Origin of the sequence: Roseobacter sp. MH60115 (assembly GCF_015644665.1) — a bacterium.
In the GTDB taxonomy this organism is placed as follows: domain Bacteria; phylum Pseudomonadota; class Alphaproteobacteria; order Rhodobacterales; family Rhodobacteraceae; genus Roseobacter.
Genome location: NZ_JADOBQ010000001.1, coordinates 431,207 through 451,445 on the forward strand (window position 1 = coordinate 431,207; position 20,239 = coordinate 451,445).

Consider the following 20,239-nt stretch of genomic DNA (forward strand, 5'->3'; position numbering starts at 1 on the left):
TGATAGACCGGTGACCAAAGGGGCGCCCTGAACGCGCCCCTTCCATGTCGCGTCAGACGACAATGAAGTCTTCTGCAGAAAGATCGAGATTTCTGCTCAGCTGTGCAAACTGGATCGCTTCGCCCTCACCAGAGCCGTCGTCGTCATAGAACAGCGCCCCATCGTCGATGTCATACAGGATGCGATCATCGCTATCTCGGCTTACCCCTGCCGTGCTTTGATGAAATGCGCCAAACGAAAGCGCACCATCATCGCCAAGGTTATCGAAGATGGTGTTGTCCAGCAGGATCAGGTCTTCACCAACGTCAAAGTCCCTGATCCGGTCCACGTTGCCATCCCCAAGGGCTGTCGAGAACCGGAAAGAATCCTCGCCCAACCCGCCAACAAGCGTGTCAGCCGCAAGCCCTCCGTCCAGCAGATCACTGCCCTCACCACCGTTCAGCCTGTCGGCGCCAGCTTCGCCTGGTTCTGTGGGTGCTGGCGGGAAATCCACCGACACGTTCAGTGTGTAAGTCGATCCTTCCGGCACCGTCTCAGCCCAGCCATTGCCCGGTGCATCGGGTGACCAGCTGCCTTGCAAGATGTAGTAGGTGCCGGTTTCTTCAACGACATAGACCGTGCTGGAGTCCCGCGTGGAGGCCGAACCGGGGTCGCCGCCGCCGTCGTCATTTTCGGCAACGATGTCGCCGCTGCTGTTCAGCAACCGGATCCAGCTGTCATGCACATTTGGATCGGCGATGCCATCAACATCGATCGATAGGATCGTTCCGGCGGCCAGATCGATACTGTAATAACCGCCCAGGCCATTCCCGGTGGCTTCGACCGTGGTGTGCAGAACGGTTGTGGAATCGAAAATGTCGGGGTCCTCTTCCAGCGAGAAGTTGTCCGAAATGTCGAAGGCTGTTGCGATTGAATTGTTCGTCGCATCCGGTCCAAGCGTGGCATATCCCGTGCCCAATCCCGGCGTTGGCAAGGCATCACCCTGATAGGCGAAATCCCCAAGCAGCGTGTCATCCCCGCCGCCGCCGCGCAGAGTATCGTCACCGCCCTGACCGGTCAGCACGTTGGCGCCCGCGTCACCTCTTATCAGGTCGTCAAATCCAGAACCGGTGAGGTTTTCAATCGAGACATAGGTGTCCCCTTCGGACATGTCGCGTCTCAGGTTGAGCCTGACACCGCTGGTCGCGTCAGAATAGTCCGCTGTATCGCTGCCAGCGCCACCGCTCAACAGATCGGGCCCGCCGCCGCCGGTCAGCAGATCGTCGCCCGCGCCGCCGGATAGCACGTTGGCGTTGTCATCGCCAATCAGCCAGTCGTCATGGAATGAGCCGATGACGTTCTCGAAATCGACAAGGATGTCGTGATCGATTGTCGTGCCGCGCCCAACGATTTGCACAGGCCCATCCGCGTCCCCACCCGTGGCCCTGCCGTTGACGAGGTCCACGGTCACGCCGCTGGAGCTGTCTGTGTAAACAACCGTATCGTTACCTTCGCCGCCATCGAGATAGTCCTGGCCAGAGCCACCAATGATGAGGTCGTCACCACCCTCACCATACAGGATGTCGCCGTCATTGCCGCCATCCAATGTGTCGTTGCCGTCGCGACCGTTGAACACGTCGCCGCCACCCTGACCGATGAAGTGGTTGGCCGCAGAGGTTCCGATGAACCGGTCGATCCGATCATTGGATCCGATCAGACTCTCGATGCTGTAGAACGTGTCGCCAGATGCGGTACCGCCGTTTGCGACGTTCGTTTCGAGATTGACCAGCAGCTGGAAGGGGCTCTCCTGGCTGTAGTCGACGGTGTCGTTGCCCGCACCACCGCGGAAAACGTCGACGCCGGCCTGGCCGCTCATCATATCGTCGCCGTCACCACCGTCGAGCAGATCGTCACCCTGGCCACCAAAGAGCGTGTCATTGCCGTCGCCACCGTAGAGCGCGTCATTGCCGTCATCGCTTTCAGTCTGGTCTTCGAGGTCGGCAATGTCGATGGTGTTGTTGATGTCGCGGCTTGCAAGCGAGTCCGTGCCACCGATGAGGATGTCATCGCCGCCCAACCCGAAGATGGTGCTGCCTCCTGCGCCCCCGTCGATGGTCTCGTCGGTGCCATCCCCAACGATGATGTTGGTCAGCATATTGTCGCCAGACATGGACGGTGTCTCAACGGTATCTTCTTCGAGTTGGACAAGAGAACTGTCGACATAGATTATGTTTTCGACGTTCTCGATATTGCCAATGTCGAGGTCTCTTGACATCACGAAGACGGTGTCATTGCCGCCATCCTCTTCCTCACGCACCACATCATCCAGCGAGTCGACAAAGTAGGTGTCGTCGCCACCGCCGCCCGCCATACGGTCACCGCCACTGCGGCCATCCAGAACATTGTTGCCGTCATTCCCGATCAGAATGTCGTCATGTTGGCTGCCGATACCGTTCTCGATGTAGTATTCGGTCTCGTCGGCATTGTGCCCTGCAAAGATGGACACATTGTTGTTGTGGCCGTTGACGCTGGAAAACTGCCCGGCGCGCATATCCAGGATCGTGCCCGCGGTAGAACCGGAAAAGTCTATGGTATCGGTGCCCCCGGTGTCGTGGATCACAAAGCCGATATCGCGCTGCATCCCGGACGAGGTGAGTTCGTAGCCATACTTCGAACTGTTGAAGCCATAGACATCGTCACCCGTATTCAGGTTGATCGTCTCGTAGGTCCGCACGCCAGCCTCATCGACAGTCGAAAAATAGGTGCGGATGGCCGCTTCGATGTCTGCCATCAGCGGGGTCGCTGCGGACCAGCGGGTGTCTTCGCCGACATCGATCCCATCGAAATAGGACATGACGCTATATTGCTGACGGTCATAGATCCATGTGGCGTTGTTCAGATGGTTGATCTGCACGCCGCCGGGGCCGCTGTAGTTGTAGAGACCGGGATGGTTGAGGCCGAACTCGTGCCCCAATTCGTGAATGAAGGTGTCGAAAACATAGCCGCCAATGTCTGTGAGGTTGGGTTCCGTGTCGTGAAACCGCTGACCGACGCTGATGTACCGGTTGCTTGAAAATGCGCTCCCGTCGGATTGCTCGCCCACTTCGGGGCTGACAATCTGCATCCAATCCGTGTCGGCATCATATGGTGTGTCATAGACGACTTCGAACTCGAACGGTGTGACCGAGGCCCACATCTCGAGCGCACCAACTGCCGCTTCCTGATAGTCAGGGTGGTTGCTCAACTCTTGAACGTTGATCCTGAGGGGCTCCGCTGCAATCTCCGGCGTCAGGCTACGGTTCAGCGCGCCGAGATAGTCGAGATAGGCTTCGTAATCCTCACTCTTCCCAAAAGGATTGTCCGGCGTCTGATCGTTGACCCACCACGGGTCGTCGGTGTCGTCGGTTTCAAATTGCGCGGTACTGGACGCTTGAAGCGCCCCGTCATTTGAGTCCGTAGAAGCCGTTTCCTGAGTGCTGGCAGTGTTTGCGGATCCAGTATGGATGCGCGACGTGGTAGGTTCCTCGGTATCTACTTCGAGCGCTGCGGGATCAGTCTCCGGCTCTGGAACGGCTATTGCCGCCTCCAAGTCTGCTTGTAGTCCAGTCTCTTGAAAACCAATCTTTTCAAAAGAGGTCACTTTCTCGGGGCCGTACCCCAGTTGGCACATCATGCACATGTTCAGTTCGTCCTTTTTGAGCGACGCGGGAGTCGCGAGTTCAGATCGCCGGGGGAGACCGAGTGACGTTCAAATCCTCAATTGATCACTTCGGACAGGATTGGATTCCCGACAATCGGGTCATCCAATCAATGCAGAGCGTGGATCCGGCCCAGACTACAGACATCGTGTCCGGCCAAGATGCTCCGCTTTCCTGTCGTGTGATTTTTGAACGCCAACGATCCTTTCCCGACGGATCGCCGTGTTACACTTCCTGGATAAAACGCAGCGTTGCGGAGGCGGGGATGGCCCTGGCCGACCTCGTGGTCGAACGGGGTGACGGACGCCTACATCTCCTGAGCACAGATCGCCGATCCTGCCGCCCCGGATGGTCGCTGCGCTCTGTGACATCGATGGCTAGCCACTCTGCGGCGATCTTCGCCATCAAACTGTCATCCAGCGCGCCGGGATCATCGAGGCAGGCCTCGTAGTCGATGCTCTGAACATAGGGGTTCTCCGACCTCTGACGGTTGATCCGCCATGGGTCGGTCGTCTGGCTTGAAGATGGCATGTTTTTGAGACTCCTGTTGGGCAGCCGTAAGTTTCTACGGTCGTTGAGGTTGGGCAAAGCCGATTGGAAACCGACCCTGTCAGTGTTGATTTTGAAAAGGGAGCTGGCTGAAAAAAACGGATCACCTTCATCAATCAATGAGGTGTTTTGATATAGTTGATCTTCTACCTGTGATTGAATTCTTGGGGATTCAGCCTTTGGATTCAACTGGAAATCCAGATCGCCGGTCTATCGGCAAAATCTGGCTTGGTTGATCAAGCGCATGAGCGGAACAGCACTCTCAGCCTCCAGGATAGACTGCCTCGCGCCTCACGATGGCCATCGGTGGCTGCATGCCGCGTCGTTTCCGAGGGTATTGCAAGTACTAGGGACTCAAATAGCGACGTACTGTTTTCCTGCTGCTCACGGATCGGGCTTTCGTGACCTGTGTCCCGTCGCCGCGAGGCTCTGTCGTGTCACGCTCGGCCCCTGTCCTTCCAGCTTACATCACCATAGTCGGCCTGCTCCAATATGTGCTTGCCATGCGTCACGTTCGTTCTCTTGACAGATAGCCGCCTGAAAACATTGGCCCGCTTGGGCATGGCACTCATCAACCGATCATGCATTGGACTGGTGTTTGGCAATCGAGAGGGGCCTTTAGATGAAAGCCTTTGCGTCCATTGCTGACAATTTCTGTCCATAGAAGTGCAATAGAAAGTGAGGCGATGAACGCAGGAACTGCAAACATGGATCACCCGGATCTGGCTGTAAGAGAGCTGAGAAATATTGGAACAACGGTTGCGCAACGGCTCAATCAGGTCGGTATTCGCACAAAAAATGATCTGAAGCGGGTTGGCGCCGTGACGGCCTATTGTGAGATCAAAGAGCGCCATCCCGAAGCGAGGACACCGCTTTGTTTTTATCTGTACTCATTGGAGGGGGCTCTGCGCGATCAGCATTGGGATGATATTGGTGAAGACGTGAAGCAGGCGCTGCGCGCTGATGCTGCACGCTTCTTGGATGCAACCTGACTTTGGCGGCGAATAGCTCCATGGGTTGACGACAGCGTGCGGCGGTCAATTCCCTGCGGCCAGGACACTTCTTCGTGCCCGTGTTTATCTTGAGAATGTAATAGGCAGCGCGAAACTGTATTGCGGGGCTGTGAGTTCAGGCGGCGCCGCTGGGAGGCGGGTTGCCCGCGCGACGGCCTGCATGGCGGAAGCGTCGAAAGCGCTTGACCCCGATGACGTGTGGATCCGATGGCCCAACATGCTGCCTGATCGCGAGACAGTGATCAAAACGACGACCCGACCGGATCCGGACGCGCCGGACGGAAAACTCTTTTTCCGTTCAATGCGGGATCGGATCTGCGCCCCCCAGACCGCCTGTAATTCTGCCTCTCGCCCGGCGGAGAGCGTGCTGGCCTGAGCGACAGCGGATTGGCCCGCTTGCCGTCCACCGCCGGTGCCGGCGGCCCGCTGGGCGGCCCGGCCGGCTTGGGTCACCTGCGCTCTCCCCGATGGTTCTGCGCGTTCCGGGCGATTTTGCGGGCGCTGGACCGTTTTGGGCATCGCGGCAGGCGGGGGTGGCGGGGGCGTGGTTGTCTCGACCTCCGGCAGTCGGGCCTCAGGTGTCGGGTCTGACATAGGCAGTTGGATTGATCTATCCGGCGCAGCTTCCAGATCAAACTCTGGCATATTGGGCGGCGCGGCTTGGACGGGTACCGGCGCTTCGAGCGTATCTGGTTGCTGCGCCGCTTCCGGAGGCTGCTCCCATGTCTCGACCATGGCAGCAATCTGCTGCGTTGCGCCCGTAAGCGACACCAGGCTCTCCCCGCCGACACCGCCCGCCTCAGATCCTGATGAAGGCCTCAGCGTGAAAATCACCGCATGCAGGCAGAGCGCCACCCCCAGAAAAACCACGGCTTCCGCCAGACCTCTCATTGTCGGGTCACGGCCAGTTCGACCCGGGTCAGATTGAGTTGGGCCAGTGTCATCAGTATTTCGGCCAGACGCGCAGCCTCAAGCGTGGCATCTGCGCGCAACAGGAGTTCGGTTTCCGCCGCATTCAGCGCCTGCAAACGGGGCAGAACGGCAGCATCCTCGGCGCCATCAACATGCATCCGGCCGGTGCCATCGATGTACAGCACGACCTTGGCTTGCGCGTCAGACCCGTCTCGCGCCGTGGGTACGGTCACCTCGAAGGGATCGGGAGGCGCAATCTGCGACGTCATGAGGAAAAAGATCAGCAGCAGAAATACGACATTGATCATCGGTACAATTGATTCAGTGCGTGGTTTGCGCAAGGGAGGGGAGAGGTCCACGATATGTCTCTATTTGACCAGCACAACGGCGGTGAAACCCGCCGCACGCAGCATCTCGGTCACCCGAACGATCCGTTGCAGGGTGGCTCCGTCACGGCCACGCAGGATAATTGTATCAGTCGGCGCCTGCATCAACGGACGCAAGGCTGCCACCAGAGTGTCTTCGGTTGCGGCAATGCCATTGAGCTGGATATCCTGCGGCCCCAGATCGATCAACCGCGGCGGGCCGGTGTAGTCGCCGCCTCCCGCGGCAAGGGGCAGGGGTACCATGACCTCCGCGCCAAAGCGCGACGCCAACATGAAAAACACCAGCAAGAGGAAGACAACATCGATCATCGGGGTCAGGCTCGGCTTGCGCCGTGGTCGCGATGGAATGGCAAACTCCATGGCTATTCCGCAGCCAGTTTCAGGGCCGCCGGGCTGTGCGCCACGAAAATCCGGGTGATGCCGTCCTCCAGATCGCGGCGGATGCGGTCTATCACGGCTTCGAACCAGGTCAGCGCGGCCGAGGCCGGGATCGCGACGGCCATGCCGGCGGCGGTGGTCAACAAGGCTTCCCATATTCCGCCCGCCAATAGGGCGGGATCGGCACGGTTGCCTGCTTCCTGCAACGCCTGGAAGGCGGCGATCATACCCAGCACGGTGCCAAGCAGCCCCAGCAACGGGGCGATGGTGGCGATCAGTTCCAGTGCGCGCAAGCCGGTGCCTGCGCCCGCCAGTTCGTTTTTGGCAATCCGCGCGGCTGTTTCGCGCGCCTTGTCCTCCGGCAACTGAGCCACTGCGCTGACTGTTGCATCCACCACTTTTGACCGCACGCCGAGACGCCCGCGCACGATGGCCCGCGCTTGTTCGGCGTCGCCGTTCTCAAAGGCAGCCACGGCCTGGCCAGCCCGGCCTTTCGACCACGCGCCAATCAGGGCAAGCCGCCAAATTTTCCACAAGATCAACGTCACGGTGATCACGGAAAGCGCAGCAATCGCCCAGATGGCAGGGCCGCCATCCTGTAGAAACCGTTGCGCCTCCTGTGCCGCATCCAGAATGCCGGATGTGGTCGGGCCTTCGACCTCTGACGGGGCAATCGACGAGGACGCATCAAAGGACGGAAGGGGTGCTGCCTCTCCCACAGATGTTTCCTCCGGTGCCGACAGGATTGGTGGTGCCGTGCCGATATCAGGGCCGGCGTCGGATGCCTCCTGCGCCGCGATCACTGTGCCAGAGACGCAAATCGGTAGGGATATCAACGCGGGCAGAAAACGGTCTATCATCACGAACTCCGATCAGCCGCACGGAACCGCTGGCGGCGCGCAAACCCGCCGATCCGATGTCAGCCCGCCCTTTCGGTTGCCGAAAGCGCCGCGAGGTGACCGCAAAAAGTCGGGCCGTAAACTGGATTGTTGGCTGGGCTGCGGGTCATGTGCCGGACAGCCTTGCTGGAGCCTGCATCAAACAGGGCTGCAATAGCGCATAAAATCACCAAGTATTTTTGTCAAGTTAGTCGCCTGAACAGGCACTCTATTGTCACCCAACCGCCGACTGCACGCCAATGAGACCGCCGGACTGACGCCGCCAGAGGTCTGCATAAAGCCCGCCTTGCTCCAGTAGCGCGGCATGTGGCCCGTCCTGCACAATCCGCCCCTGATCCAGCACGATGATACGGTCCATACGGGCAATGGTTGACAGGCGGTGCGCAATCGCGATGACGGTTTTACCCATCATCACATCCTGCAAGGCCTCCTGAACCTGAGCCTCTACCGCGCTGTCCAGAGCAGAGGTCGCCTCATCCAGGATCAGGATAGGCGCGTCTTTCAGAATGACTCGAGCAAGGGCGATCCGTTGCCGTTGCCCGCCGGAAAGGGTCACGCCCCGTTCCCCCACGCGGGTGTCGTAGCCAAGCCGTCCGGCGTGATCCTGCAGTCCCATGATGAAATCATGCGCCCGGGCCTGTTTGGCGGCCCGGATGACTTCAGCCTCTGTTGCCTCGGGACGCCCATAGAGGATGTTGTCCCGCACGGATCGATGCAGCAGCGAGGTGTCCTGACTGACCATCCCGATTTGGGCGCGCACGCTGTCTTGCGTGACCGCATTGATCGGGTGGCCGTCAATCAGAATGCGACCCTCTTCAACCTCGTGAAATCGCATCAGCAGGTTCACCAGCGTGGATTTTCCCGCACCTGACCGCCCCACCAGGCCGACCCTCTGCCCCTGCGGGATTGACAGTGTGATATGCGACAGGCCACCCATGTCCTTGCCATAATGGTGGCTGAGATTCTCGATCCGGATTTCTGCGCCACGGCGCGGCAGGGTGACGGCGTCCGGGCGGTCCGTAATGTGATGTGGGGCTGCTATCGATTGCAGACCTTCGCGGATGACGCCTCCGTTTTCGAACAGCCGGACAGTGATCCACAAGATCCACGCACTCATCCCGTTCAGCCGGATTGTCAGGGCCGCCGCGGCGGCAACCTCTCCCAGCGAGACGGTGCCATGGGTCCAGAGCCAGATGGCGGGGCCCACAACAATGGCGATCAGCACACCGTTGATGGCGTTCAGGCCGAAGGCCAAGGCTGTCATCATCCGCAGGAACTTTTGAAACCGCAACCGTAGGCGGCGTAGCGCCGAGAGGGCATAGGTCTGCTCCTGCTGACCGCCGGAGAAGAGCTTGACCGTTTCGATGTTGCTATAGGCATCCACAATCCGACCGCTTGTGCGAGAACGCGCTTCTGCCCAGCGTTCAGAGGCGATGCCGACCCGACCGGCCACATGCCACACGAAAACGGCATATCCGACCACCCAGAGTGCCAAAGGTACGGCCAGCCGCAGGTCGATCTGGCTGAGGATGATGATTGCGCCCAGAACATAGGTCACACTGTACCAGAGCGCCTCAAAACTCATGTGGACACTGTCCTGCACCGCCGGGCCCATCTGCATGACGCGGCTTGACAGCCGACCGGCGAAATCGTTCTGGAAAAACCCGACCGATTGATGGAGCAGATGATGATGTGCGCGCCAGCGAACCTGTTCCTGCAGATTGGACGACAGCGTCTGCTCCAACAAAAGATGGTTCAGGGTGACAACGGCGGGCCGGATCAGCAGGATAAACCCCAGCGCCAGCAGAATTTCCACATGGTGATTGCCCCAGAACGCCTGTGGGCCGCTGGCCGCCATCAGATCGATCAGACGCCCTGAATAGAAGATCAAAGCGGTTTCCGTCAGCGCCGCGATCAGCCCGACAAGAGCGAGCCACGGGAGCCAGCGCCTATAAGGTCTGAGCTGCGATCTGATAAATCCACCCACCGTGCCGGGCGGAGGCCCCACCGGCGTGTGGGCAAAAGGATCGACGCGCGATTCAAAGAAGTGGAACATGATGCGACGGCGTTCTGTTTGAGGAAACGGGAGGCTGTGCCGTGTCCGGTCTGGCCGCCCCGGTCTGCCCTTGCCGAAGCGCCTTGAGATCTGTTTCCAGCACGTTGAACACATCTCCGCCGAACCATTCCAGCGAGACCCGGCAGCCGGGGGTGTCGGCCATGGCCGTGATCAGCGGCCCATAGGCCATTTGCCCTTCCAGGAGCGGTACGATGCCCGCGCGTGATCCGGCGGCATCATAGATATTGGCGGGTGCAAAAACCGGCAAAAGGGATCGATGCGCGATGTTTTTAAAGTGATAGTTGCCGATTTTGGGGGCCAGCGCCTGCAGGGCCACAACTGGATCGTCTCCGCCCTCCCAAACGTGCAGCGCGTCAAAGTTGATGCCCAATGCCGGGTGATCCACGTCTTCGATCAACTGGCAGGTGGAGGCAAGCGTATCCGCCAGCGTGCCCGGGTGCGTTTCGATCAGCAGTGTGCATCCGTGTTCATGGACCTGTTGGCACGCGCCTCGCAGGGCTTGGGTGATTTGGGCGCGCTGATCCGATCCGGTCTCGGCGCTGCCGGTCTTTCCCGCGAAGGTGCGGATGTTGCGGGTCTGCCAGCGGGCGGCGTGCAGCAGGGCATCCGCGGTTTTCTCACCCATCAGATCTGGGCGATCCAGCGGCAGGTAGTCGCTGATCATCGGCACATCGAGGCCATATGCCGCCAGCCACGCCGCATCCTGTCCGCTGTCGGGCGGCAGGTTGCGTGCATGGGCGCCCCATATCTCGATGCCCTGAAAGCCGATCTGGCTTGCCCAGTCTGCGATTTGCTGGAGGCCGATCAAGTGATGGCGGAAACTGATGGTGCAGAGGGAGATTTGCATTAAACTGTTCCTGTCTTGGCGAGGGCAGGGGGTTGCTTGATCTCAGCCGCCGCCTGCCACGCGGTGAACCAGGCCCACAGGCCCGCTTTGATCCTGAATTCCTGTGCATCCAGCGCGTCGAGATCGGCAAAAACCTGAGTGGTCTGCGTGGGGTCCTGCGTCGCGGAGAGCTTCACGATCCGGTAGTGCAGAGCCTTGAAACCCTGATGCAGCGCCTCGATCTGATCGCACCAGTCCTCGAAATCCTGCTCAGGCAGACCCAATTCCCGCCAGAAAAACGCAAAGCCATGCTCGTAGGCATATTTGCGGATCGCAATCACCGGCAGTTCGCGCAGCGCATGATCGAGATCCGACAGCGCCAGCGGGGTGGAGGGGTCAACATGACATCGGACGATCTCGCGCACCGCATCCGTCAGCAGGTTATGCCCGCCGTCAAAGACCGTCAGAAAGTAGTCCTGCAGGGTGTCACGCGACGGGGCGCGTGCCTCTGCCCGATCAAAGATATAGCCGCCCGCGACGCTGGGTTGGGCAATCGCCTTCAGGATCGCGCGGCGTTCCAACGGGCCTTCCCACCGGTAGTCGGGGTCGTGCATGAACCAGATGTCCGGGTTGTCCGTCCTGTCGATCATCACGTAGTGGGGGAACGGGTTCTGATTGAATTTGTTCTCACGCTCCGGCAGGTGGTAGAGATCCAGCATGACCATGAGATGCTCGGTCTCGCGCTTGTCGTGCAAAAGCTGCTCAAACCGGTCGAGATTGTCCTGCTTGGTCCTGGCTGGGTCATACCAGCCGATAACGTTCACGCCGTAGAGTCTGCGAAACCAGTGGCGGAAATGGTCATGTTTCACCGACGGCGCGTGGTAGGTCAGCCGCGCTTTGTCATCGACATGGAAGTCCGTATCCCAAACGCCAAAGTAAAACGGCCGGTGATCGAGGCCGTCGCTGGCCTTGATTGCCGCGCTGAGGCAACTGACAAAGCAATGCACCTTGATGTCGATCTCTGCGTCGTCCGGTGCCTCTGCGGCGGCTGGTTCGCCCGTGATGAAAAGGGCTAACCCCTCCACCGTTTCAAAACTGTCCCTGCCAAGGGTTTCTTCCGGCACATAGAAACCGTGCCGCGTTTCCAGATGCAGCAACAGATTTAGTACCTGAACGGAATCCAGATGAAGGTCTTCGTTCAGCCGCGCCTGCGGGCTGAAATCCGCCATATGCTGGTTTGCCATCTGGTCGCGCAAAACACTCTCGACTGCTTGCAGGATGCTCTGCGTATTCATGCGTCAACCTCCCCCTTCAGGCTGCGCGCGATGTGCCGCCGGTTGATTTTGCCATTCGCCTGTCTGGGCAAAGTCGCGACATGCTGGATCAGCGTGGGCTGTTGGTAAGGCGCAAGCTGCGTTTGAAGCTGTTGGCGCAGAGTGGCCGGGTCAGCCTGCGGTCCGGCGACGAGCAGCGCGACACGCCCGCCAGCGAGCGGGTCGTCGATGCCAAATGCCACTGCGTCGGACACGCCGGGTTGCGCGAGGGCCGCCTGTTCGACATCCTGCGGATAGACGTTCAACCCTGCCACATCAATCACGTCATCCTGACGGGCGACAAATACCAGCATGCCGTCTGCTTTCGCAAAGCCCAGATCGCCGGTGTCGATCTCAGCACCGTCCACCTGCACGGCGATCGGGGCAGGGGCTTCGACACCAGTTCCGGCGCGGACCGTCAGATGCGGTAGCGGATAGCCAATGTCGGCGGCTTGTCGTAAGTCCGGGTTAATCGCAATGCACCCGGTCTCCGAACACCCGTATTGTTGAAACAGATGTGTCGTGCTGGCCCGGATGCTGTCAAACCAGGGCTCTGATAGTACCGTGCCCGATGTCATGGCCGCATGCAGGTTTTCGCCCTTGGGCAGCAAAAGGGCCAGGGTGTGCAGCATCGCCGGCGAGGTATAGAGCAGGGGCCGCGTCACCTCGCGCAGGCGGCGCAGGATGAATTTCGGATTGATCGTGTCGATGATCACTGGCGTATGGCCCCGATGTAGCGCCACGAGCACGCCCGCGATCAGCCCGTAGGAATGCGTGACCGGGCAGGCAATCACCGGCGTCATCGCCTGCGCCTGTTTGAAGGACGCGGCATAGCTGGCCACCTCGACACTGATCTGCTGCCATGTCCGGGTGATCACCTTGGGCGCGCCTGTGGTACCGGAACTCATCTGGACCAGCACGCCGCCTCTGGGCTGACTGTCCGGTGCAACATCCAGGGAGGTTACACCCTCGGCGGTGACGATGGTGTCGCATCCCGCCGCCCGCGCCATCTCCCTCGCTTTCTGTGCCGGTATGTCAGGGTGGATCGGAAACACACCGGCATTGGCATCCCGCAAGAACAGAATGTGGCGCAGCACGTCGCCGGTGTCCTGCAGATGCAGGGCGTATCGGTGAGCGTGGGCGTCGCGGTAGAGCGCGCGCAGCTTCCCCTGACCCTCCGCGGGATCAATGCGTGTTTCATTCAGGACGAACATGGGTGTCTCCTTTGGCGGGTTGCAGGGCGTTGGGGACCCGATGACGGCACAGCCCAGAGGCGGGCATGAGCTTTTGCGTCATCAGGGATTCGGTGAAGATATGCGGGCGGAACGGGTCAAAGAGCGCTTGGCGTTCTTGCAGTTCGTGGCGCTCAACATGGCTATCAATCAGCAGGCGGACGCGCGGCCAGAACAGGGTCTCGGGCAGGCCATAGTGCCGTTGAAGCAGCGCTGAAAGCTCCGCCAGATTATAGATAAAAAGGGTGTCCACCACCAGTTCACGCAGCGCTTCGGCGGATGCCATCGCATGATAGATGTCCGGCGGTGCGTCGATGTAAACAGGATCGATCAGGCCCAGATCAGGCACCAGATCGGGACGGGACAGCAGCGCGGGTACGTATTCCAGGCTTTCGTGAAAATCCCGGGCGACGAGGCCGGTAGGCCATCCGCCCTCATGCGTCAGCAACAGGTTTTGGCCGTGCGCCTCCAACCCGATCCCATGCGCAACCATCAGATGCCACACCGGTAGAACGGTGATCCGAAGAAGCTGGTCCAGCCATTTCTCCAACCCGAAGGACCGCACCCATGGATCGATCAGCGGGCGGCCGTCGGCCTCGGTCAGGGACAGCGCGTTGAAGGGGAGCACCGCGTCGGCAGCCAGGCCGATCCCTTCCGGACTCTGGCGCCAGATCGCCGCAAGATAACCCGCCAGTGGGGTTGCGCGGCCCGCGATCACGCCCGCGTATTCCTTCAAAAGCGTCAGCTTCAACTCCCGCCCAAAAAGCGGGTCGCCGTCCAAAACCGCCGCGAGCCAGTTCGAAACCGCAGGTGCCACGCAGACGGAGTGAGGCTCAATCGTGCGCAACGCGGATGTATTCCGCATCGCCATCGCCGTCTTCACATGGGCGCGTTCCGGCGCATCCGCGTTGATCAGCGTGCGCACGGATTGGCTGGCGACATAGTGATCGCCGAGCGCACCCAGTTCTTTCACGATGCCTTGTCGGCACCAGTCCTGATAGAGCGGTTGCGTGTGCAGGGTTTTGAGTTGCCAGGGATGTACCGGCAGTATGGCGCGCGTCGCCCGGTTCGATGCGGTATCCGCGACTTTGTTCTGCAACGCTTGCCAATGCGCAGCGCCCAGTTCTCTTTGCCAGAACGTGTCAGACGACGGGAGGTTTTGGTCAACGATGTCTGCGTCCAGCAGGAGCCATTGCAGTTTAAATCGCGCACCCGCCTCCGGCCCGTATGACAGATGATCCGCATCGGAAAACCCGCTGCGCGCCTTGAAGCAGGGATGATAGGGGTGGCCTTCGTCAATCGCGGTTTCCAGCAGGCTGTAAGGCAAGGACACCCGCGGCCCGTGACGGTGCACCAGATCGCGGGTCAGGTCGGTCAGATGCGCGGTGCGGATGAGATCCTCGCGCAGCGCCTCACGAACTCCAGTGTCCAGATCAAGGGCCAGCAGCAGATCTTCGCAGGTTGCCGGGCGAGGTCCCCGGGGGGCGATACGGTGGATTGTCCCATCCGTCAGGTGAACGCGGCCAAATGCGCCGCGCCAGCCTGATGCGCGAAACGCATGGTCTCCGATACGCCACGCAAACTGGCCCGGCGCGCTTTTCTGAACATCCAACGCAGGGTGGTTTTCATAGAGCAATGCTTCGCAGAACTGACGCAGTACGCGGTGATGCGCGATGCCCTGTGCCGCTTCGATTGTTGGCTCAGGCTGGAACATTGCGCTGCCCGCTGACCTGTGCCGTTTCCTGTTGCAGGATCGGGTTTTCAAGCCGGATATAGATGGCTTTCTCACCTTCTGCGCGCAGCTCGTCCACATCATGGATGCGGGTCAGGAGATTGGCCTTGGAGGCCAGCCTGGGCGAGGTCAGCAGATGGTGGGCAAACCGCGCCGCCGGACCACGACAGGTTCCAGCAGCCCGGCGCAGCGCTGCGCGCAGCCGATCCAGCAGCAGGTGTTCGGGCAGAAACCCGTCGCGACCGAGACGGCTGATGATCGAAAACACCTGATTGACGATCAGGTAGTATCCAAAGCGGTCCGTGATTTCGGCTTCCGGAAAACAGATGGATTTCAACGTGGTCACGCGCGGCTCCAGCTGGGCCAGCCGGTCGACGCTCTTGTCCGAGATGTAGTATCCCTGATTGTCCCTGAAGTAATATCGTGTCGGAACCCCTTGATGGACGTCCAGCAGGCTGTTTTGCTGATGCGCTTCCAGCGCGATCCCGTAGGCGTCGTAAAGCGCCAGTGCCGGGTGGAGTGCACAGTCCAGGTATGCGTCGAACCACCGGGTTGCGGCCTCGGCCTCCGAGAGGTTTTGCCTTCCCGCCACATCCGTGACCAGCCGCGCCAGCATCGAGATATCGCCTGCAGGCGCATCCGCCGTGAGGGCCGCGATTGTCACGACAGGCTGTGCCGCGCTGCTGAAAGAGTTCTCGCGAATGATGACCTCGAACCCGCTTTCCCGCTGCCCGGGCAGGGTGACAGAAACGAACCCCGGGTCGTTTATCACGCCAAACTGCGGGTGCCGGTCCAGAAATCCGGTTTTGGCCAGCAGTTGCGCCATAACGCCCCCGGCTTCCAGTTCATGACGCAGGTTGACCCGCTGAGAATTCGTGATTTTGACAGGCAAGGAGAATTTGAACATCCAGCGGCAGTCCGGCGCATAAACCGTGCGGACCGACGAGGTCGCTGAGAACCGCGCGCCAGCTGCCCCGAGATCCCGCAGTTTGCCAGTAGCCAGCAGATCCCGGACCGCCGGTTGCAGGCAGAGCGCCTCCGCCTGCAACGGATGCATCGGCAGCAGCAATTCATGGGGCTGGATGCAAAAGCCAGCGTCATCAAGCCCAGGGATGTCCTTGATGAGATCATGCGCGGCCCGACGCCCTACGGCCCCGCTGTACGCGATATCGCGATTTACGGCAAAATACCGCAGCTGAAAAGTTCCATTCAATTCAGGCGCATAGATCGCCGCCTGCCAATCGGTCATGCCCTCACGGCTCTTGGGTGTCGGGTGCAGCCAGTGACCAAAGATCAGGGATTGTTCAGCCGCCAGAAATTCGGGTGGCGGGGTGCCTGCGCGCGTGCAGCATTTTGCGATCTGGTCGTGGCTGTTGAGGATGCGGCGCAGCAGTTCATGCTGCTTTTGCCCGTCATCCGTGTCGCTGCGGGCAAAGCAATCGCGCACCAACATCGGGATGACCTCGCCGGCCTCCGCCGTTCTCCAGCGCCGGTCCTGCGCGTTGCAAAGAGACATCGGGCCAAAATCATGCGGACCCGTAAGGGACCAGTAGATGATGTCCACTTTCAGTCGCGCAAAGGACTGCGGCAGATCGAATTCCACGACACGTGGCCTGTCGTTGGCATGTGCGGTGACATGGCCGCTGACGATCTCGCGCATATAGCCGTTCAAAAATGCCTTCAGCGTTGCGGTTTCAGCCTGCTGCGTTGGGCTAATCCCGTGTGACCTGTGGTTTGTTTTATTGGGTTTTTCGATACCTGCAGTCTGCGGCAGCCTATGCGGCTCTTGCGGGACGGGAGGTCGTTGCACCAGTTGTGACAGGAGCCGTTGCAGCTGGTACGCTGTCTGCGGCAAGTGAAGCTTCGCAAGGGATCGCATCTGAACAAGCCTCCGATTGCGGCAGATGCCGCTGGTTTTTCGATCCCGTCACGTGGCCCAATCGGGTCAATGACGGCATGAACAGCTGGGCGGAGGCCTGGCTTAGGGTGTAAAGGACATCAGCGCATAGACGATCTGCGCTGCTGTGAAGTTGGACACACGGCTGCCCGGTTCAGGGGCAAGTTCCACGACATCGAACCCGACAAGACGCCGCCCCGTCAGGGCGTGGCGGATCAGGTTGAGGGATTGATAGTAGCCGAGCCCACCCGGCACCGGCGTTCCGGTTGCGGGCAGGATGGACGGATCAAGACCGTCCAGATCGAAACTGACGTAAATGTCTTCGGGGAAATCGGTCGGCAGATCGACGGCCTGCACGGCACCTGTTACCAGCGCTTCGGCATCACAGGCGAATACTTCGCACCGTGCGCGCCGCGCCACCTCTTCGCGGCACAGCGCGCGTACACCGAATTGCGCCAACGGCAAACCGTCCTCTTCCGCGAGGATTTGCATCACCGAGGCATGGGAATGAACGTCGCCCTGATAGGCTTTGCGCAGATCGGCATGGGCGTCGATCTGCACGATGCCCACCGGGCGGTCCAGCCCGCGCACCACGCCGCGGACCGCCCCACAGGTCAGCGCATGTTCTCCCCCCAGAACGACGGGCACGGCACCGGCTTTTATGGCAGCCTCCGTGCGCGTGGCGATCTGCTCCATGACGTCGGGCAGTGCTTCAAAGCAGTTGAGTGGCGGTTCGGTAACGATGCCTTTGCGGCAGGGTTCCGCTCCCTGGAACAGACGCTCCAATTCGACACTTGCGGCAAGGATGGCATCTGGCCCACCCGCCGTCCCGCCACCATAAGAAACGGTACGTTCCAGCGGTACTGGGATGACGCGGAACCGGGCCGTTTCCGGGTCCTGCTCGGTGCAGGAAAGTTCGCCGTGTAAAAAGCCGTTCACGCCAGACGCTCCGCGAAATCGCCATAACTGGGACGGCGCAGGATTTTTAGGGCATCCGTTTCAGAGTGCCACAGCGCGATGGTCGGGAGCGGCACGCCGTTGAAGGTATTGGTCTTGACCATCGAGTAATGCGCCTGATCCAGGAAGGCGATGCGGTCGCCGGGGGCCGGGGGCTGGGCAAAGCCGTAGTCACCGATGACATCACCCGCCAGACAGGACGGCCCCCCGATGCGGTGGAGCGTGCCGGTCTCGGTCTCGCCCAGAAGCTCCGGTCGGTAGGGGCCTTCCAGCACGTCCGGCATGTGACAGGTGGCCGAGATATCGGTGATCGCCAGCGGCATCCTGTTTTCGGTCACATCCAGGATTTCGCCGACCAGAATGCCCGCGTGCAGCGCGACCGCTTCACCCGGCTCCAGATAGACCGCGATGTCGTACCGAGCGCGGATTTCGCGGATCAGCGCGATCAAACCGGCGCGGTCATAGTCGCCCCGCGTGATGTGATGCCCGCCGCCCAGATTGAGCCACTTCATCCTCGGCAGCCAGGTGGCGATGGCGGGTTCCACCGCCTCCCAGGTGCGTTTGAGCGGGGCAAACCCCTGTTCGCAGAGCGTATGCATGTGCAGCCCGTCGACGCCAACCAGATCACTGTCGGTCAGTTGTGAAACCGGTGTGCCCAGCCGCGAGCAAGGGGCGGCAGGGTCATATTTATCTGTCCAGCCTTCGGAATGCTCGGGGTTGATGCGCAGCCCGATGCTGACGTCCTGCGCGGCAGCGTCGATCAGCGGCTGGAATTTCCGGTACTGGCCCGGCGTGTTGAAGATCAGATGATCGGACAAGCGGAGGATGTCGGGTAAATCGGCGGCCTTGAACCCGGCGCTGTAGGTTGCAACCTCGCCGGTGAAGTGTTCACGCCCCAGCCGCGCCTCGTAGCGTCCCGACGCGCTGACTCCTGCCAGGTATTTCCCGACCAGCGGGGCCATTTCGGTCATCGAAAACGCCTTGAGCGCCAGCAAGACATGGGCGCCGGATTGGTCCGCCACATCCCGCAGGATCGTCAGGTTACGCTCCAACGCGGCCTCGTCCACGACAAAACACGGCGAGGGCACCCGGTTCAGATCGAACCGGGAGAAGTGTGCCCGCGCCAGTGTTTCGATATCCGTGGTCATGTCCTTCACGCTGCGTCTTGCGCCTCCGACAGATCCGGGTGGCCGTCAAGTTCCACGACCTGCCAAGGCAAGCCATCGGTATTCAGCATCTCCATGAAAGCATCGGGATCAAGCTGTTCGGTGTTCCACACGCCGGGCGCGCGCCACAGGCCCTTCATCACCAGCGCCGCGCCGATCATTGCCGGAACGCCGGTCGTATAGGCCACCGCCTGGCTGCCGACCTCGGCAAAGCAGGTTTCGTGGTCGCAGATATTGTAGATGTAATAGGTCTTTTCGCCCTCGGCGGTCGGCCCGGTGATGATGTCGCCGATACAGGTCTTGCCCTTGGTCAGCGCTCCGAGGTCGCTGGGGTCCGGCAACACGCTTTTCAGGAACTGCAGGGGGATGATTTCAACCCCGTCATGCGTCACGGGGGCGATGCCGGTCATGCCGACATTCTGCAGGACGGTGACGTGGTTGATATAGGCATCCCCAAAGGTCATCCAGAACCGTGCACGCTCGATCTCCGGGAAATGCGTGGTCAGGCTTTCCAACTCCTCATGATACATCAGATACATGTTCTTTTCACCCACGGCGGGAAAGTCGAAAGCGACCTTCTGCGTCATGGCCGGGCTTTCAATCCAGGACCCGTTTTCCCAATGCCGGACCGGAGCCGTGACCTCGCGGATGTTGATCTCGGGGTTGAAGTTGGTGGCAAAGGGCTTGCCGTTGTCACCACCGTTGCAGTCGAGAATATCGATCAGGCGGATGCCGTCCAGCTTGTGCTTGCGCACCCAGGTGGCAAAGATCGACGTTACGCCTGGGTCAAAACCGGATCCCAGGATGGCGGTCAGGCCTTTCTCGCGAAAGCGCTCCTGATAGGCCCACTGCCAGCTGTATTCGAAATGCGCATCATCTGGCGGCTCGTAGTTGGCGGTATCCAGATAGTGCGCGCCCGCCTCCAGACAGGCATCCATCAGGGCCAGATCCTGATAGGGCAGGGCGAGGTTGACCACGAGTTCCGCGCCCGTCTGCCGGATCAACGCCACCGTGGCGGCCACATCCATGGCATCCAGCGCTGCTGTTGCGATTGTCACTCCGGTGCGGGTTTTGACATCGGCGGCGATGGCCTCGCATTTGGACACTGTGCGGCTGGCCAGAGTGATCTGTTTGAAAATCTCCGGGTGCATGGCCATTTTCGTGACCGCCACCGCGCCGACGCCGCCCGCGCCTACAACCAGTACATTCTCCATCTCGTTCCGTC

The 20,239-nt window shown here is 60.5% G+C and carries 16 protein-coding genes; 1 reads left to right on the top strand and 15 read right to left on the bottom strand.

Annotated elements, in window-relative coordinates; translation table 11 throughout:
* Positions 1–52 precede the first annotated feature (52 nt).
* Both ISX84_RS23425 and ISX84_RS02040 read right to left on the bottom strand, forming a co-directional pair.
* Entirely contained in the window at positions 53–3,568 is a 3,516-nt protein-coding gene (locus ISX84_RS23425; protein ID WP_326838685.1) for a M10 family metallopeptidase C-terminal domain-containing protein, read from the bottom strand.
* Positions 3,569–3,902: 334 nt separating this feature from the next.
* Entirely contained in the window at positions 3,903–4,208 is a 306-nt protein-coding gene (locus ISX84_RS02040) for a hypothetical protein (protein ID WP_195818653.1), read from the bottom strand.
* A 725-nt stretch (positions 4,209–4,933) separates the two neighbouring features.
* Between ISX84_RS02040 and ISX84_RS02045 the strand changes: the two genes are divergently transcribed.
* Positions 4,934–5,218, top strand: a complete 285-nt coding sequence (locus tag ISX84_RS02045) for a TfoX/Sxy family protein (protein WP_195818654.1) — start codon at positions 4,934–4,936, stop codon at positions 5,216–5,218.
* A gap of 84 nt (positions 5,219–5,302) precedes the next feature.
* Here ISX84_RS02045 and ISX84_RS02050 read toward each other — a convergent pair whose 3' ends face one another.
* The 13 genes from ISX84_RS02050 to ISX84_RS02110 form a co-directional block, all read right to left on the bottom strand.
* Positions 5,303–6,130: an energy transducer TonB gene (locus ISX84_RS02050; RefSeq protein ID WP_195818655.1), complete on the bottom strand. Its 828-nt coding sequence runs from the start codon at positions 6,128–6,130 to the stop codon at positions 5,303–5,305.
* The gene (locus ISX84_RS02055; RefSeq protein ID WP_195818656.1) at positions 6,127–6,510 is read right to left on the bottom strand and encodes an ExbD/TolR family protein; all 384 of its coding nucleotides are present in this window, start codon (positions 6,508–6,510) and stop codon (positions 6,127–6,129) included. Before ISX84_RS02055 ends, ISX84_RS02050 begins: the two co-directional genes overlap by 4 nt.
* Before the next feature lie 9 nt (positions 6,511–6,519).
* Positions 6,520–6,897, bottom strand: a complete 378-nt coding sequence (locus tag ISX84_RS02060) for an ExbD/TolR family protein (RefSeq protein WP_195818657.1) — start codon at positions 6,895–6,897, stop codon at positions 6,520–6,522.
* A 2-nt stretch (positions 6,898–6,899) separates the two neighbouring features.
* Positions 6,900–7,775: a MotA/TolQ/ExbB proton channel family protein gene (locus ISX84_RS02065; RefSeq protein ID WP_195818658.1), complete on the bottom strand. Its 876-nt coding sequence runs from the start codon at positions 7,773–7,775 to the stop codon at positions 6,900–6,902.
* Between the two features lie 253 nt (positions 7,776–8,028).
* Positions 8,029–9,870, bottom strand: coding sequence for an ABC transporter ATP-binding protein (locus ISX84_RS02070; RefSeq protein WP_195818659.1), 1,842 nt, complete (start codon positions 9,868–9,870; stop codon positions 8,029–8,031).
* Positions 9,854–10,738 carry a sugar phosphate isomerase/epimerase family protein gene (locus tag ISX84_RS02075; RefSeq protein ID WP_195818660.1) on the bottom strand — a complete coding sequence of 295 codons (885 nt, stop codon included), beginning with the start codon at positions 10,736–10,738 and terminating at the stop codon, positions 9,854–9,856. The genes ISX84_RS02070 and ISX84_RS02075 overlap by 17 nt, the downstream gene beginning before the upstream one ends.
* Positions 10,738–12,012, bottom strand: a complete 1,275-nt coding sequence (locus ISX84_RS02080) for a DUF6005 family protein (protein WP_195818661.1) — start codon at positions 12,010–12,012, stop codon at positions 10,738–10,740. Before ISX84_RS02080 ends, ISX84_RS02075 begins: the two co-directional genes overlap by 1 nt.
* Entirely contained in the window at positions 12,009–13,244 is a 1,236-nt protein-coding gene (locus tag ISX84_RS02085) for an AMP-binding protein (protein ID WP_195818662.1), read from the bottom strand. The genes ISX84_RS02080 and ISX84_RS02085 overlap by 4 nt, the downstream gene beginning before the upstream one ends.
* Entirely contained in the window at positions 13,228–14,976 is a 1,749-nt protein-coding gene (locus tag ISX84_RS02090) for an IucA/IucC family protein (RefSeq protein ID WP_195818663.1), read from the bottom strand. Before ISX84_RS02090 ends, ISX84_RS02085 begins: the two co-directional genes overlap by 17 nt.
* A complete protein-coding gene (locus ISX84_RS02095) occupies positions 14,963–16,666 on the bottom strand; it encodes an IucA/IucC family protein (RefSeq protein WP_195818664.1) in 1,704 nt (567 codons plus the stop codon). The genes ISX84_RS02090 and ISX84_RS02095 overlap by 14 nt, the downstream gene beginning before the upstream one ends.
* Positions 16,667–16,975: 309 nt before the next feature.
* Positions 16,976–17,830: an agmatinase gene (gene speB / locus ISX84_RS02100; RefSeq protein WP_195818665.1), complete on the bottom strand. Its 855-nt coding sequence runs from the start codon at positions 17,828–17,830 to the stop codon at positions 16,976–16,978.
* Positions 17,827–18,996 (bottom strand): carboxynorspermidine decarboxylase, encoded by a 1,170-nt coding sequence (locus tag ISX84_RS02105; RefSeq protein ID WP_195819340.1) that lies wholly within the window; start codon positions 18,994–18,996, stop codon positions 17,827–17,829. The genes speB and ISX84_RS02105 overlap by 4 nt, the downstream gene beginning before the upstream one ends.
* 5 nt (positions 18,997–19,001) lie before the next feature.
* Entirely contained in the window at positions 19,002–20,228 is a 1,227-nt protein-coding gene (locus ISX84_RS02110) for a saccharopine dehydrogenase family protein (protein WP_195818666.1), read from the bottom strand.
* Between the last annotated feature and the right edge of the window lie 11 nt (positions 20,229–20,239).

Excerpts from the sequence above, each read along its gene's own strand:
- ISX84_RS02050 (WP_195818655.1), bottom strand. The coding sequence starts at position 6,130 with ATGAGAGGTCTGGCGGAAGCCGTGGTTTTTCTGGGGGTGGCGCTCTGC.
- ISX84_RS02110 (WP_195818666.1), bottom strand. The coding sequence starts at position 20,228 with ATGGAGAATGTACTGGTTGTAGGCGCGGGCGGCGTCGGCGCGGTGGCG.
- ISX84_RS02080 (WP_195818661.1), bottom strand. The coding sequence starts at position 12,012 with ATGAATACGCAGAGCATCCTGCAAGCAGTCGAGAGTGTTTTGCGCGAC.
- ISX84_RS02085 (WP_195818662.1), bottom strand. The coding sequence starts at position 13,244 with ATGTTCGTCCTGAATGAAACACGCATTGATCCCGCGGAGGGTCAGGGG.
- ISX84_RS02065 (WP_195818658.1), bottom strand. The coding sequence starts at position 7,775 with ATGATAGACCGTTTTCTGCCCGCGTTGATATCCCTACCGATTTGCGTC.
- ISX84_RS02090 (WP_195818663.1), bottom strand. The coding sequence starts at position 14,976 with ATGTTCCAGCCTGAGCCAACAATCGAAGCGGCACAGGGCATCGCGCAT.
- ISX84_RS02070 (WP_195818659.1), bottom strand. The coding sequence starts at position 9,870 with ATGTTCCACTTCTTTGAATCGCGCGTCGATCCTTTTGCCCACACGCCG.
- ISX84_RS02060 (WP_195818657.1), bottom strand. The coding sequence starts at position 6,897 with ATGGAGTTTGCCATTCCATCGCGACCACGGCGCAAGCCGAGCCTGACC.
- ISX84_RS02045 (WP_195818654.1), top strand. The coding sequence starts at position 4,934 with ATGGATCACCCGGATCTGGCTGTAAGAGAGCTGAGAAATATTGGAACA.
- ISX84_RS02105 (WP_195819340.1), bottom strand. The coding sequence starts at position 18,996 with ATGACCACGGATATCGAAACACTGGCGCGGGCACACTTCTCCCGGTTC.
- ISX84_RS02075 (WP_195818660.1), bottom strand. The coding sequence starts at position 10,738 with ATGCAAATCTCCCTCTGCACCATCAGTTTCCGCCATCACTTGATCGGC.
- ISX84_RS02040 (WP_195818653.1), bottom strand. The coding sequence starts at position 4,208 with ATGCCATCTTCAAGCCAGACGACCGACCCATGGCGGATCAACCGTCAG.